The 15908-nt window shown below is 44.9% G+C and carries 7 protein-coding genes and 1 tRNA gene; all 8 read right to left on the reverse strand.

Going from position 1 to position 15908, the window contains the following annotated elements; all coding sequences use genetic code 11:
- Nucleotides 1-22: 22 nt before the first annotated feature.
- Nucleotides 23-1738 carry a SpaH/EbpB family LPXTG-anchored major pilin gene (locus HXT48_RS05435; protein WP_116773798.1) on the reverse strand — a complete coding sequence of 572 codons (1716 nt, stop codon included), beginning with the start codon at nt 1736-1738 and terminating at the stop codon, nt 23-25.
- A gap of 272 nt (nt 1739-2010) precedes the next feature.
- The gene (locus HXT48_RS05440) at nt 2011-8061 is read right to left on the reverse strand and encodes a Rib/alpha-like domain-containing protein (RefSeq protein WP_421793023.1); all 6051 of its coding nucleotides are present in this window, start codon (nt 8059-8061) and stop codon (nt 2011-2013) included.
- A gap of 734 nt (nt 8062-8795) precedes the next feature.
- The gene (locus tag HXT48_RS05445) at nt 8796-9809 is read right to left on the reverse strand and encodes an Abi family protein (RefSeq protein ID WP_004110605.1); all 1014 of its coding nucleotides are present in this window, start codon (nt 9807-9809) and stop codon (nt 8796-8798) included.
- A 173-nt stretch (nt 9810-9982) separates the two neighbouring features.
- Nucleotides 9983-10055: transfer RNA gene (locus tag HXT48_RS05450), tRNA-Arg, on the reverse strand.
- A gap of 434 nt (nt 10056-10489) precedes the next feature.
- Nucleotides 10490-13177, reverse strand: coding sequence for an ATP-binding cassette domain-containing protein (locus HXT48_RS05455; RefSeq protein WP_421793024.1), 2688 nt, complete (start codon nt 13175-13177; stop codon nt 10490-10492).
- 54 nt (nt 13178-13231) lie between these two features.
- A complete protein-coding gene (locus tag HXT48_RS05460; protein WP_004105192.1) occupies nt 13232-13840 on the reverse strand; it encodes an ECF transporter S component in 609 nt (202 codons plus the stop codon).
- 495 nt (nt 13841-14335) lie between these two features.
- On the reverse strand, nt 14336-15109 hold the full coding sequence (locus tag HXT48_RS05465) for a DUF4191 domain-containing protein (protein ID WP_064621921.1): 774 nt from the start codon (nt 15107-15109) through the stop codon (nt 14336-14338).
- A gap of 153 nt (nt 15110-15262) precedes the next feature.
- Complete coding sequence (locus tag HXT48_RS05470) at nt 15263-15901, reverse strand: DUF3043 domain-containing protein (protein WP_076002671.1); 639 nt, start codon at nt 15899-15901, stop codon at nt 15263-15265.
- Between the last annotated feature and the right edge of the window lie 7 nt (nt 15902-15908).

The raw sequence follows: 15908 nt of genomic DNA on the forward strand, positions 1-15908 counted from the left end.
TCTCAGCAGTCACCAATTACAATCAGGCAGCCTGCTGCTCTTCATCCTTCTTGCGATTGCGCAAGAAGATGAACATACCAACAGCAACCAAGCACATGCCAGCAAGAGCGAAGATAATCACGCCTGCAGCACCAGTCTTTGGAAGGTTGAACCAGAAGCCACCCTTATTATCTGGAATATTCACAATCTCAATCTCCTGAGCAGTATCGCCAGAAGTCAAAGAAACTTCATGAACTTTATCAGAACGAGTGTATCCTTCTGGAGCCTTAATCTCAACAAGATAAATCTTGCTATTCTGGTCCGTAACCTTAGCAACATAATCTTTAGTCACACCACTATTACCCTGGTTAACACCAGTTGTAGTGATAGTAGCCTCGGTATTAGTTTGTGGAGCAGTATCAGCAAAACCAGTCATTGCTTTAGCGCAAGCATCAGCAGCAGTTGGGTCAGCAGCACACTTCTCAGCTTCCTTTTTATCTGCGAATGCCTTGAATTGAGCCTTATTAAGAACCTTTGTCTTATCAGTTGCATCGACTTTCTTAATGTGGAACTTACGGAATTCAGTTGTTGCACTGCCACCAGGAGTTGGCTTTGGTTGAATACCATCACCGTGACCAGGAATAAAGCCAGACTTGTTTTCAAGAACTTTGTTTTTACCGACAAAATTACTCAAGTCTGATACTAATTGAAGTTTTACAGTAACATCAATTTCTACCGGTTTTGAATCAAGAGCATTTGCTTTTGTTGCAATAGCTTGAAGGCCTTTATTAGTAACACCCTTCTTAAATGTAACCTTAATGCGCTTGCGATCAGTATTAATGCCATTGTTAGCAGTTCCAGATTCTTCAGAAACGGTGTAGTCCTGATCTTTAGTCATTGCAGCATTTTCACCATTGATTTTTACTTCAGCAATAACACTTTGATTAACAGTTTTGTATGCTGAAGTTAAAACATCATCATAAATAGCAAAGTCCTGAAGATCTTTTTCAGTGAGATCCTTATTGCCATTAGTAGCTTTCGTCTTATTCAACTTAGCTTTAATAGTGTATGTGATTTCATCTCCAGCACCAACCATCTTAGTAGTGTCTGCTGTTTTAGTAACACTATCCTTAATGTAAGCGTTCTTCGGTTCTACAACAACATCATAAGTGTAGGTATTATTTACTTCTGTATTTTCGCGGGTAATTTGAGGGACAGTCACATAAAATGGTGCTACATCATTTGAATAACCTTCAGCAGCCTTCGTTTCTTCGACCTTGTATAATCCAAGTTCAAGATTATTGAATTGTACTTCACCATTTTTCTGACCGTCGTGACCAGTTGTTTTAGTTTGGCTGCTAGAAGCATCTGTTCCTAAGGTAATCTTAGCTTCAGTTTCTTTATGCTCGTTAAGTTTTTTAACTACTGCAGCAATAGCTACCCAATCATCACGTTTTTTAAGATCAATAGCTGTACTATCAATTTTTAGCACTTTTGTAATCTTAAATTCTGCACCATTAATAGGCGTAGACTTCTTTTGAGCACCGTGATCATCAACTTCGTCCTTATACTTCTTGATGGTAATGGAACCCTTCTTGGTGGTAGCTTCATTGCCAAGATTCCATGGGGCTTTTTCAGCTGCTGTAGCACCCGTAGCAAATGCTACGTTGTTTGCCACCACGGCGCCGGCGACGCACAGCGTGCCAGCCATTGCGAGCGAGGCGAATGCCGCCACGCATTGTTTAGTGAATTTATTCACTTTCTTCTCCTTATTTTTAGTGCCCTTGTGGGCAGGTTTTGAGGAAAATACGTTTATTGTTTTATTTTGTGTTGCGCACGGTCGGCGGAGTCATCGCAAAGCCGCATGAACTCTGTCGGCGGCTACGATTTGCGCCGCGCGCAGCAAGATTAAATACGAACCATATGTCGGCATAATTACCGTCACTGTGTACCATCACTACGTAACGCGTAATGCCATTGCCAGCACATGGAACGTTGATACTGCAGTTTTTAAGCTGCAGAAAATTTTCATCAGCATCGCCACCTTTCGCTACGTCGCCTTAAAGCGCGAAGCTTTTTGGCAGTTTTGCAAATAAAATCTTTAAGCAGTGTCTTACGCAGCAACGCCTCGAGCATCGCGCGCCCCCACTTGGTTTGCTCAAGGAAGAACCCAGCCGCCATCACGCCCGTGCCAATCACAGCAAACGCACCAAGCAGCACGTTCCAGTTCATTCCGCCGGTCTTTGGCAGAGCGAATTTAGGCGGATCGATCACGGTCACATTAACAGCAATTCTGTTCCAGTCTTTTCCAACGGTTACGCCGGCAAGCTGAGTTGTTTGCATATTTGTAGACGAATACTTGTTACCTTCAATAAGACTTCCATTAACAGTGTTATTAAACACCGTCAGCGCATTCGGCTTCAACGCAAACACAGCGCACGTGTAATTTCCAGCCTTTTGAGGTACGCCAGCAATATCGTCTTCACTGCGAGACACAGCACTTTCTATGCTGTTCGGATCTTTATCCTTCGTAAAGCCATACAGCAAGTTAGCCGTGCAATTCTTACTGTCTTGACTGCAAGACTTTCGCTGATCAGCATTTGCAAAAGCCCACGGCTTTACACTTTCGCCATAATTCTGGTTCAGGTGCATATTGAGCGTATCGTCAAGCCCGCGACTCCACTTTTGCTCGCCTTGCTTAGCACACATCATACGCAATGAAATATTGCTACGATCCTTCAAGCTCCACGCGAGCACATACGGATTCTTAGTAAGGCTCGTGCCGCTCATAACGGTAAGAGAATTACCACTACCAAGCGTGTCATGAACAGGATCAGCGTCTTGAGATCTGAGCAATGTCATCTTAAGATCCTTCTCAGCTCCACTGAGGTCTCCAACTGTAACTTTCGCATACACAGGCTTGCCGTTGTTACCAGAATCCGAGTCGTCCGAAGTGGAGCCATCCGGGTAATGGATGACAATCTCTTTCAAGTACGCTTTAGGAGCAACAGATTGATCTGGGTGGAAGGTCACTTTGCCGTAGCGAGTGCCGTCATCCTTGGAACTGTGCTTGCCCTTCTTTTGCTTGGAAGGATTGTCAGGCTTATTGCTTTGCTCACCAGTTTTATCGGCAGCATTGCCAGAAGCCCAATACGACCAGTCTAAAGACACCTTGTTTCCAGCAGTACCGTCATTATTTACTTCAAATCCGTGAGTAGCATCCTTAAACTCAAACCAAGTTCCGTCCGGAAGCGCACCAGCCTTCACAGCATCCTGGTATTTATCCGCACCGTTAGCTCTCTTAACGCTTTGCGGCACAGCATTCTCAACCTTTTGACCAGCCGTAACGCTCACATCAACATACTTCGGGTTGTAGAAGTGGTTGTCGTTGTGAATGTGGATTGGTATTGCGCGATACGCGTAGTCAACACCTTTAACCGCGTTTTTGTTGCCGTTATTACCATCAAGCTTCCACTTGAAATCTTTCAAAGGATCAGTGTTATTCTTACTTGCATCTTTGTTAAGTGCGCCAACAGCTGCATCGAATCTAGCAAGCAAATCGTTATTGTCATTCTTAAACTGTTTTGCTTTAATCGCGTAAACTACGCACTCGTAGTCGCCGGATTCGTTAGCCTTGCCTTTAATCCACCCACGAGTACGCTCAGTGGTATCTTTTGAGTTACCATTTGCAATGTAATCGTCGTACAGCTGCCTATCAGGGTGGCACTGACTTGCATCCTTCTCGCAAGCTTTCTGCGCTGACGCATCTTCAGTATGATCCCAAATCTTTACATCTTGCATCTTAATGCCGGCAATACCGCCCGACTGGTAGTGAGACTTAGTGCCGTCTGAATTAATCTTATTGCAAATTGTGCGCAAATTGATTTTTCCAGGCTTATACTTGGACCATGAATCAAGCCAACGGGTCGTCTTTTTAGAAGTACTAAGTTCCTCGCCCTTAGTGAGTTTGATGGTAGTATCATTCCAGTCGCCGCTACCTTCACGATCGCCAACATTCAGCCGTAAATTACCAGCATCCTCATCATGCGATCGCGTAATGTCTACCTTCGCATAAATAGGTTTACCAAGATTACCAGAGTCCTTATCTTCAGAAGTAGAACCGTCCGGATAGTGCACAATAACCTGCACTTTGTCAGAACCAACAGGGAACCACTTGTGCGGTCGGAACGTCACCTTGCCAAACTGACCCGTGCCATTCTTAGCTGAATCACCAGAGTCAGCTTTATTATCTTGATCATCCTCAAAGAATGTGTAGCTTAAAGATTTCTTAAACTTAAACCAAGTTCCGTCCGGTAGATCACCTTCGCGCACATCGTCTTGCAACGTATTAGCATCGTTGGCATTCTTCTTGCTCTTAGGCACCTCAGTGGCTTGTTTGGTACCAGCCTCCATGCTAATAGTCTTATACTCTGGGTTGTAGTAGTGAGCATCACTATGCACATGAATTGGGAAGGTTACCGAATCCCAATCGATATGCCTTTGAGTGGCTTCTTGAGGACTATCTTCACTACCCGGCTTATCTGTTAAGACTGATTTAATAACCTCTTCAAACTTGCGATCAGCAGGTTTCTTTACAAAGTCATTTACAGCTTTATCAAACTTATTTTGTAAATCACCATGCTTACCATCTTTATTTTCAAGGTCTTTAATAGCGTACACAGTGCACACAAAGTCGCCATTTTCCTTAACCTTGCCATGTAACCAACCCCAAGTGCGCTCTACGGTATCATGCTCATCACCGTATAAGTAAAGGTTACGGTTGCAGTTTTTACCACGAACCGTACATTCATACTTATTCTTTTCAGTAGCTCTTGTCCATTGTGATGGTTGTTTATCAATAAATTCACCGCTTGTAGTATTACCTTTTCGACCGGCAAGTGTCAGACCATTAATACCATCAATCTCATAGCTTTCAGGTTTACCAGTTTGTGGATTCTTTTTATAGCAAAGCATGCGCTGATAAATTTTTCCTTGCTTAGCACTTGACCATGAGTCAAAGAACATTGGCTTAGTGTTACCAGTAGCGTCGCCTAACACTTCATCTTTACGGAAACGCATACCATTTTTATCATTGTTTTCAATTCGTCTTCCGCCATATTGCGAATAAACATTGAGCTTTAAATCATTTTTTTGGATCGGTTGACTAGTTACCTCTACAGGCGCATATACAGGCTTGCCAAGATTACCAGAATCCGGATCTTCAGAAGTGGAACCATCTGGATAATGCACAATTACAGGAGCAAAATATTCACCAAGCATTACAGTTTTTTCTGGAGAAAAAGTAACTTTGCCATATCTAGCGTCAGTAGTACTATCTTCAGGCTCATCCTTGCCTGATTTCTTGTTACTTTGCTTATTGACAAATTTATACCATGTAAGAACATGTTCATTATCTTTAGGATAGGTTCTTAGCTCAAACCAAGTGCCTTTTGGCAACCTAGTACCATTCTGCACAAGCTCCTGTTGACTCTTGTCATTACCTTTCACGCCGTTAGCACCAGAATGGCTTACTGGAGCAGCCGATTCTTTAGACTTACCACCAGCCTGCACATATACCTTATCGTATTGAGGGTTATAATAATGCGCGTCGGAGTGAACCTTAATTGGCACAGTCCTAGATGTATAATCAATATCTTCTCTTAAACCCTTGAAGGTATCCGGATTAATGATATTGGTAGGAGAACCGGTTTGCTTTTCAATATCTTTGTTCTTTTTAGCAGCATCCTCAAATTTCTTCAAAGCTTTAGGCTTCAAAGCATACACAGTGCACTGGTAATTGCCAACCTTTAGTGGCTTTCCTGTGATGCTACCACGCGTACGCTCCATGGTTCTGCCTGTGCTATCAAATAATTTGTTTGCTGCACAGCCCTGACCATTTCGGCACTTTTCTTGTTCCTCATCAGTAGCATGAGGCCACGGTTTTTCACCATTTATTGTTATTCCATTAATACCGTTAAGATAAAACTTAAGATTCAGAGGATTTGTAGTATCAGCACACACAGAGCGAATAGTAATATCGCCAGGTTCCTGCACTGACCAAGAATCTATCCATGGTTGTGGCTTAACTTCACGATTCTTGCGGAATACGAATCCATCGTTGTAGTCAATCTCTTGACCATTTTGGTTCTTATGAATATGGAGCTGCAAGTCACCAGTGCCAGGGTTATCTCTTGTTACATACACTGGAGCATTAACTGGATCACCATGATTACCAGAATCTTTATCCTTCGAAGTTGAACCATCAGGATAATGCACAACTACAGGTCTCTTCTCAGGCTGACCAGTTTTAGAAGCAGGAACCCACTTATTTGGGTGGAAAGTGACAACACCAGTGGACTCGTTATTAATCTTTGCCCAAGTTGGTGGATTTTGATACTTATTATAAATTTCTGCCTTAAACTTAGTGCCAGATGGGAATTTCTTCCCTCCCCTGTCTTTTGGATTTGGAGAATTCTTTTCTTCACCAGCTTTTACTGTAGTATCGTCATAGTAAGGGTTATACCGGGACGCCTGCGAAACAACGTGTATATCAACGCCTTTGACCTTCACAATTGAATTGTTCATTTTACAATTGTTAGGTTTAGGATCAGGATAGTTTATTTGAACATCAAAATGTATAGTTTTGTTTCTATCAGAAGCCTTAGGACTATACTTAACTTCGCCTGTTTTTGGGTTAATATATGCTTGACCAGGCTGCATATTATTAGGATTATTAGTCTTAGTAACACCATCCGGAAGTATCTCATGATTTCCAATTTCATTCTTTTTAAACGTAAATTCTATTCCAGCATCAGTTGGAATCATCTCAGACGTAGTTCTGCCCCCATGATTTGGCATGTCCTTATAATATTTAAAATCGCCGTTATAAGAATCACCAACCCACTCACCAGTATTTATATACGGTTTCACGGAAGTAACTTCACCGTAAACAGCGTCATTTTTAGACTTCTCTGGGAATTGGATGTCATCATTATTTTTAGGATTTAAACCATACTTAAACTCTTCCAAGTCTGGTATGCCGTCGCCATCATGATCATACGGACCAAAAACTGTAAACTTATGCTTATCTCCATAGTAGGAAATCCAACCTGCCATAAAAGGTAACTTATAAGGGTCACTGCCTTCTTCAACTTCTGCAGTAACAATCCAGCGAATAGAATCTACAGCGTTATCTTGTTCCCAAGATTTAAATAACCTACCAAAATTACCAGCTCGACGCCATGTATCTACTTCACATGTTGCATCTGTATTTAAACCACATTTTTCAATAGATGCTTTCCAGAAATTCTCATAATCACTATCACCTGGTAAGCGCGTAGCATTAGTATAACCATTAAAATCGCTTGGTATTTGATCTTTGCCTCGTTCTTCCCAAACAAACTTTTTGCTTCTACCACTGTAGCCAGCAAATTTTGTACGATACCTTGTAATTCTTATGCTATTATCCTTGATGTTTTTTGGAAGAATAAGATAAAAATCAGGTCTACCATCATATGCATGTAGAGCAGTATTTTCATCACAATCTACATTTGGGTTTTCTATTTTTTTAATTCTGCATCCATTTGCGTTAAAAAGAACATTCCAAGTGATGGTTGTTTTTTTCTTTCCATTAACGGTTATTGTATTTATATCTGGAGGCTGAACATCGAAATCCCTATATACATCCCAACTCGCAACAGAGTTAGGAGAAATATATCCATTACCAATGTAATCCCAACTAACATTAGCTGCATTTGCTTCTTTTACCGGCGGCACTATGAGCATGGTTACTATGGTGGCGGCGGCTACGAACATTGCGAAGAGCGCGCGATGAAGAGTGCGAGATGGGCGTGCTGCGCGAGCGATGGTGACGCTGCCGGAAGTAGCTGCGCTGCTGGAAGTGACTGCATTGTCGAAAGAAGTGTTGGCGGTGCCAAAAGTATTGGCATTGCTGGAAGAAATAACTGCGGTGCTGGAAGTACGAACGGCGGCATCACGCTCGTTGGTCTTACGCCAGACCAAAGCGCGCGACGCAAGACGACCCACGCGTGATGCGAATCCACGGAACTTTGCTGGTAACATTTTCTCGCCTTCCTGGTCCTCAACTGCTGAACAAGCCGCAGTATATCCCAAATTCCAACTCTCTAATCTTTAAGACTTCACGTACTCAACCTGCATGCGATGCCAATGCTCAGCGTACTAAAACCTTGTACGCACACTACTGCAAATGCCATAGACAGAGCTAACCACAGGTAGTCAGTATAACATACCTGTATGCCCTATATGCAAGCATGGTTGCTGAAAAGCCTCTAATATTTATACCCCCCCCCATGAATGATTTCAAGCAAAACACGTGTTATATTCGTGCATATAAAAAATTTCTATAATTCACGAATATCGCTAAAAAATCTACTGTAAAACGCATTTATAATGAATAATTTCCGACGCCAAAACGACGAAATCGCGTCTTCGGCGTGTCTAAAAACCGACCACTTTCCCAACACAAAGTACTACATGTTGTTATAGCGCATGCATCGCACCGCTATATGCTGTGCTGGTATATGCTGTGTGTGTTGTGTGCTGCGCTGCTGTATTCTGTGTGCTTCGTCGCTATATACTGTGTGAGATTCGTCACTATATGCCATGCTATATATACTGTGCAACGCGAAAGCAGGTCGTCGCGTCAGCAAGAAAATCCGACAGAAACTGTGCAGCCGTGTACAGAAAAAGTCGTTTGCGCGCAAAAAAAAATCGGGGCAGATGCACTCTCGCACTTCCGCCCCCCAAAACCCTAAGGTTTTCAAGCATTTTCAATTCTATCTTTCACATATCCAACTGTCAATAACAGTACAAATAAAAGCAAGCAATGAGTTAAATTTACTCGCTTTATCATACTCTTTTGTGTACTCAGATGCCTTTTTTATAAATCCTCCTGCAATGTATCTAATAATGCTTTTTTGATCATTCACGCATTCATCACATTGATAATTCCTAGACAAAAATCTCTTATACATATATGCAGTTATCACTATTTCTTTCATCTTCGCATTACACATATTCGATCGCCTCGCACGCTTATTGAACCCTACAGCTTCAATAGCTTTACTTACTTCTTCAAGCAAAAGCACGTTGTCAAAACTCTTTTCAGTAATTCCATCCAATATTGAATTAGAATGAGCACAAGCATTACGCACGGATTTTACCCTGCACAATAAGTGATGCTCTTTCTGCATCTCTCTACTACCCCATCTTTTTGCGCAAAAACGATAAAATCTTAACAATGTTCCAAATGTAATACCTTCAACAAATACCCAAATTGGCATTCCACCTGTATACTTTGCCGCCGATTCTCTGCTATATTTCCCATCTTTAAGTCGTTCTAATTCAGCAATTAGTATTTTGCGGTCATCGTTATAAAGACTAGACATGTAATCTTCAACAATGGAGTATCCATCTTCTTCAGGATTTTCAGTAAACATTTTCATTAACTTAACTTTTGCCTCATGCTCTATAGCTAAAGTTATTAGAAGCAAAAGTATTTGAAACATCCTATTAAGCTGCTCTATTTTGCATAATTGATCAAAATCCAAGTCAATATACTGGCCATCCCTAGATCCACCAACTCTCTTGCTAAACAATTTTTTATATGAACAAGTCTCAAAATAATATGAGAAGATTGAAAGGTAGGAAATTGCAGAATCTTCAGATTGTTTGTTAAAAGTTATACCTTGCTTCTTAAGATGTTTTATCTGATCTATTGACGAAAGCTTCACAGGCAATTTACTAATTGCACATGTTTTCTTTATATCCGAATCGCATTGATTGTCCATACTATGTATTCCCCTTTTCCAAACTATGGATAAATATCTTTTATTTTTGCGAATACTACCCCAATAGCATTCGATGACTCTTTAAATGCACCAGCGCATATGCAAATATTCTACAAAACACTACACGAAAAGCAACGAATAGACAGGCACGACCAAAAGTAGAAAATCAAAAGTGGGCTTAATGGGGTTCGAACCCACGACCTTCTGCTCCGGAGGCAGACGCTCTATCCACTGAGCTACAAGCCCGCAACTCGAGAAAGTATACACGCTAGTGAGGATGCGCGACGACCTGCCTGAGCGCAGCATTGCGCGCGCGAAGGCAATTCGGAGCGCCGAGCTTGCTTAGGGTTGAAAGCACAGTGTGCTTTCAACGCAAGCGAGGTCTGCCTGCGGCTTTATTGACGCAGGCAGGGCAGGTTAGTGTGGTTGTTCATTGTGAATTCGGTTGTGTTTTGCGTGCGCTGACGACCTGCTTGAGCGCAGCACAGCGCGCGCGAAAAAACGGCAGAAACTTTACACGAGTGTAAAGGAAAAGTCGTTTGCACGCCTTAATCCGGCAAAAACTTTACACGAGTGCGGACAGAAGGTGCGAGCAGAAGCGCGGAACCGGAAGAAACGGCAGAAAGTTTACAGCCGCGCGCAGTTTATGCCGCCTGCGCACGCAATCGCGCGCACAGTCATCACGCGCCACCGAGGAAGGCAAAGGTGCCAAAGTAAAGCGCAGCCGCAACAGCAACCGACGGCACAATCGCGCACACAGCAAAAATCAACCAGTCGCGCGCACGCACACGACTCACCCTAGCGTGCGAACGCGCACCAACTCCCCCAAAACCGCGCGCTTCCATAGCAGTAGCGAGCGTCGTCGAACGTCGAATCGAAAGCACAAGCAGCGCAAACGACTGCGGGAAGAACGCCCTCACGCGATGCTCATCACCCAAACCGCGCGAACGCCTCGACGCAGTCAGCGCCGCCCAATCATCCTGTAGCACGCCAAACAGCCTAATTCCTGCCAAACCGCCGTACACGAATCGATCCGGCAAATGTAGCACCTGACTGAAAGCATCTGCCAAATCCGTAGCATCAAGCCCAATCACCATCACAATCGACGGCACGCCAATCGCCAAAATCCTAAGCGAAGTTGCAATAGCCAGCATAGCCGAACGATCCGTAGCATGCATCAGCCACCACTGGAACCAAGTATTTCCGCCACTTTTGCCGTATAGCAACACAGTGAGCGCGGAAGTCGGCGCGCCCACCCACACAGGCCACGAAAGGCGAATCACACGCCATGGCGGAAGCTTAATGCACGCAAAAATCACAAATTCCAACAGCAACGCGACCGAAGCAGAAACGCAATCAAGCGTAAAAAATAGCGGAATCGAAGCCGCGAACGCTCCAAAAATGCGAAATACTGGATTAATTGACGCGAGAAGCGGCGATTTGCTTGAAAGTTTCGCTTCCTCGTCGCGATTGTTTACAGCGCTCACTTTGATACGCGAAATGTCTGTTGCGCCGGTAGTTGCGGAAAGCGCTTCGGAAGATTTCACTTCGGAAGCACTCACTTCAGCAGCACTCATTTCAGCAGCTTCAGCTTTCACATCCGGCACAAGCTCAACCAAGCGCGCACCCAACGCCTCAACCAGCTCACGGTCGTGCGTCACCACAATAATGCTCACACCCTCGCTACGAAGGCTTGCAATCAAGCGAATAATTTGCAACCAAGTTTTGCGATCCTGCCCAAAAGTCGGCTCGTCCAAAATCAGCACACGCGGAGCCGCAGCAAGCGACGCCGCCACAGTCAGACGACGCTTTTCACCTCCCGAAAGCGTGTACGGATTCGCCTTCGCGTAACGAGCCAGACGGAATCGCTTCAGCAACTCCTGAGCCTTCGCGCGCGCCTCATCCGCCGAAACACCCGTGCGAAGCGGCCCCAACATAACCTCATCCAACACCGAACCACACGCAAACTGATGCTCCGGATTCTGAAAAACGTACGAAATGCGCTTCGCCAAATCAGGCGACTTCCACTTCATTGGATCCGTACCATTCGCGCCTTGAGTAAGAGCATCACTCGCCACAACCTCGCCGCTTACTGCCGGCAAAAGACCAGCCAAAGTGAGCGAAAGCGTTGATTTTCCAGCACCGTTCGCGCCGACCAAAGCCGTAATCTGTCCGGCTTTAAACTCAAGGTTGATGTGACGCGCAATCGGCTCGCTATTATGGCTGATTGCGAGGTCCTTCGTGGAAAGTAGCACTTCTCCGTAGCCTTCTGCTGAATCGCAGTTTTCGTAATATTTTTCAGAAGATTCTGCATTTGCGGAAGAATTACTTACGGAAGATTCATTTGCAGAAGATTTTACGTTTTTCTTGTAGCGTTCCGGAAGCCAAATACCCAGATCCTCAAAGTCCAAATCGGTGCGATTAAACACCTCGTCTGGCGTGCCGTCCGCCACAATCACCGTGCGCGAAGAAGCCGCGCGCGCAATATCGTCGTCGTGAACGGTTTCGTTGTTCGCAGCTTTTCCGTTCGCAGCTTCATCATTCTCAAGCCCAAGCACAACCACGCGGTCAATCATGTCAATCCACGGTTCCGCGTGATGCTCCACAAGCACCATCGTGGCATGCGTCGAATCCAAAACCGCGCGCACAGCACCAACAATCTGCTGCGTGCCATCCGGATCCAAATTCGCAGTCGGCTCGTCCAAAAGCAGCACACTCGGCTGCATAGCGAGCGCGCCAGCAAGCGCCAAACGCTGCATCTGACCGCCACTTAAATGCGAAGTTGAGCGATGCAATTGCAAGCCATCCAACCCAACTTCTTTAAGACTTTTGCGCACGCGATCCCAAATCTCGCTGCGCGGAACGTTCATATTTTCCGGACCAAACGCAACGTTATCCCCCAAACGCTGGAAAATCGCCTGTGCATCCGGATCTTGCAAAACCAAACCAACACGACCGCGCGCACGTCGAACCGGCACGCCGTCAACCAAAACGCAACCCTCGCTCACACCACCATCGGCATCTTCGACGAGAGTGGTTTGCTGGGATTTTGCGCTATTTTTCGCCACAAAATCATTGCCAATAAGACCTGCCGCGCCGCTTAAAATCGTGGATTTACCGATGCCTGATGCACCAAGCAGCAACACGCGCTGCCCCGCCTTAATCGTGAGGTCCAACCCGCGCACAGCAAAAGCGCGACGGGAAGCATGACGATAACCCCAGTTTTCAAAACGAAGTTCAGCGTTACTTGCGTTAGAAGCGTTATCACTAGCTCTACTTGCGTCACTAGCGTTGCTGATACTCTTGCGATCACTTAAATCTGTTGGAAGGAAAGTTTCAGATTCTTGCGATTGAGTAGCATCAGGCATAGTAAATCCTTTATGGCAATGATAGATTTTAGTTATTTCTTAATACGCTATTCGCTATTTTTCGCGTATTTCGCGACCGGACGCAAACTGATCCAACGCGCCGGTCTTAGCGATTCCCACATACAAGAACCACATTAAAACACCAGCAAACACAATTCCGGAAACCACTGTGCTGGCGAAGTATGGAAGACCATACTTGCCGAATACGCTAACAGCCTGCAACTTACCGAGGAAGGTGTAACCCCAGCAACCAATACCAGTCAATGCGCCGGAAAGAATCATTGTGTTCAAATTCCACTTCTTGTAAGCGAAAATAATGAACGCAATTTCAGCAAACAAACCCTGAACCACTGCAATAGCGAAGGTTTCAGCACCACCCCACTGATTGCCCATCAAAGCTTCGAGCACGCCAGCTACGACTTCAGCGTAAATAGCAGCACCCGGCTTACGCACGATTACTGCGGCCAAAGGAGCAGCGAAGAGCCAAAGACCGTTAATAAGACCTGCAAAACCTGGAAGAATGCTGTTTAGCGCAGTCCATGGAACCTCACTAAAAATGGCAACAACCCAATAAATAAAAGCAGAAACAACGCCAATTACGGAAGCAACTGCGATGTCTGCAACACGCCACTGCATGTTGGACTGATAATTTTCTTCTGACATAAAAATGTGCCTTTCTTGTTACGTGTTGCAATGCGTTACATTGTGCGCAATGCAATATTTTGCGTTACATGTGTACATTACGATGCTGTGCGTCAAACGCGTTACATTGCGATGCATTACATGCAATACTTTGCGTTACAAAGAAACCTTGCAACACCTCTCCAGGCACGGGAAAAACAGACCTCCGTGCGCCGGTATTACCCGGATTCACGTTCAAGCGGTTTTCTCTCAGCTCTGAATGTTCACGCTTGCATAAGCGAGAACACAGAGCACCCGTGTCGATTGACGATTGTACGGCACTGCGTCGACGCCAACCCTCCAAACGCGAGAAAAGCTACCCACGTTCGGAGCAAAACACCACACCAAACCTTCCAAATGCGCGCGCTGTGCTGCGCTCAAACAGGTCCGTCACGTCAATAAAAAACGTGCGCAAGCACCGAACAAACGCCACTTACGCACGCAACAATAAGGCTAAAACACTAAAATTTACTTAATTTACTTACCGCGCATTGCACGACGGCTGATGCGCTGCGGACGCGTTGGATCGATGCCCTTCGGAATGCCAAATCCACTCTTGCTTTGCAACGTGCGCAAACGCTCATTCAAAATCGCAAGCTCCGTCTTAGTAAGGAAGAATCGGCGGTTCGGATGAATTTTATCGAACAACGCAAACTTGTGCTTCACAGGCTGTAGCGTCTTCGAGCGCAACACCTTTCCGCGCAATTCTTTAAGCTTCACCTGATTTTCGCCATTACCAACAGCAATACGGTATACAGGTATATTAGATCCGGCAGTAACGCTTTTAATAGCATGCTCCTGTCGATCCATAGCATGCATTAAACGCTCGTAATTACCCTCACCAACGAGGAAAATTCCATTAAAACCAGTGCCTCGCCAAAGCGCATCCTTCGTACGCGCATCCACCCACACAGGCTGCTGCGGAAAAGTAAAACCGCCCTTATTAATCGCAGAAATAATGCCGGCAGCCGCACCCGGGCGACCTTCCAACTTTGCATAACCAACTTTATCTGCACGCTTCGTAAGCACAACAGTAAACAGCAGCAAACCAAGCATCACCGCTGTAATAAGCATCATAATCCACATCAAAATGGACCAACGAGATACAATTCCAAGAATTACAGCAACCAAAATCGGCGCAGCAAATGCGCAAGACAACCACAAAGGCAGCTGCTTGTCGTCAGAATGCGTGTACTTATAAATACGTATGATCTGCGAGAACATGCCTTGCTTTTTCTTAGGCTGCTTCATACCTTGCTTCGCGCCTTGAGACGCGCCTTGCGATTTGCTTTGTGCTTTATCTTGTGACATGCGTTTACCCCATAATATTCGCGTTATTTTGAGTATCCCAAATAATAATAGTAGCTTGTGCAAATATTAATAAATTTGCACTTACTTTTGCACTTACTTCGGCCAGTTACCACGCTTTGCGCTACTCGGCTTAGGCAAACGCCAGCGACGAAGCTGCATAGCGCGGCTGAATGCATACATGCCGGAACGCGATTTGCGCGACACAGCCACATCACCAAAACGACGAATCAGCTCCTTACGCAACTTACGCCACATAACAAACATGTCAATTACAGATGCAAACAAATACGCGTACAAGAACACTGCAAAAACAAAATAAACAATCACAAATTTAGATAGCGCAAACAAGCAAATCATAATCAGCACTGCAACTGGTATGAAAAACTCGCCAATATTAATTCGAGCATCCACGTAATCGCGAATATACACACGCCACGGAAGCTGCTCAATTTTTGGCATATGCGCCAAATCGCCAGTGCGCATTGCGTTGTATTGCAAATTCTCAGATTCGCGAAGACGAGCGCGCGCGCGTTTTGCACTTTCCTTGCGATCTGCCGGCACTAGTGGACGAAGCTTTTGCGCCTGAGCAGCGTTGCGCTTAGGAGTCGGCGCGTTTTTTTCGCGAGATTTCGTCGCTACGGACGATTCTGCATCCGCTACTTTCTTTTGCGACGAAGGAGTAGACGCGCCCTCATTATTGGCAGTTTTCTTTGCAAATGGATTCCATGTCATGTTTGCA

The organism is Gardnerella sp. KA00127 (assembly GCF_049244125.1).
GTDB classification, from domain to species: domain Bacteria; phylum Actinomycetota; class Actinomycetes; order Actinomycetales; family Bifidobacteriaceae; genus Bifidobacterium; species Bifidobacterium swidsinskii.

Bases quoted from the DNA above. Each gene is read 5' to 3' on its own strand.
- HXT48_RS05455 (WP_421793024.1), bottom strand. From the start codon at position 13,177: ATGCCTGATGCTACTCAATCGCAAGAATCTGAAACTTTCCTTCCAACA.
- HXT48_RS05465 (WP_064621921.1), bottom strand. From the start codon at position 15,109: ATGAAGCAGCCTAAGAAAAAGCAAGGCATGTTCTCGCAGATCATACGT.
- HXT48_RS05440 (WP_421793023.1), bottom strand. From the start codon at position 8,061: ATGTTACCAGCAAAGTTCCGTGGATTCGCATCACGCGTGGGTCGTCTT.
- HXT48_RS05460 (WP_004105192.1), bottom strand. From the start codon at position 13,840: ATGTCAGAAGAAAATTATCAGTCCAACATGCAGTGGCGTGTTGCAGAC.
- HXT48_RS05445 (WP_004110605.1), bottom strand. From the start codon at position 9,809: ATGGACAATCAATGCGATTCGGATATAAAGAAAACATGTGCAATTAGT.
- HXT48_RS05470 (WP_076002671.1), bottom strand. From the start codon at position 15,901: ATGACATGGAATCCATTTGCAAAGAAAACTGCCAATAATGAGGGCGCG.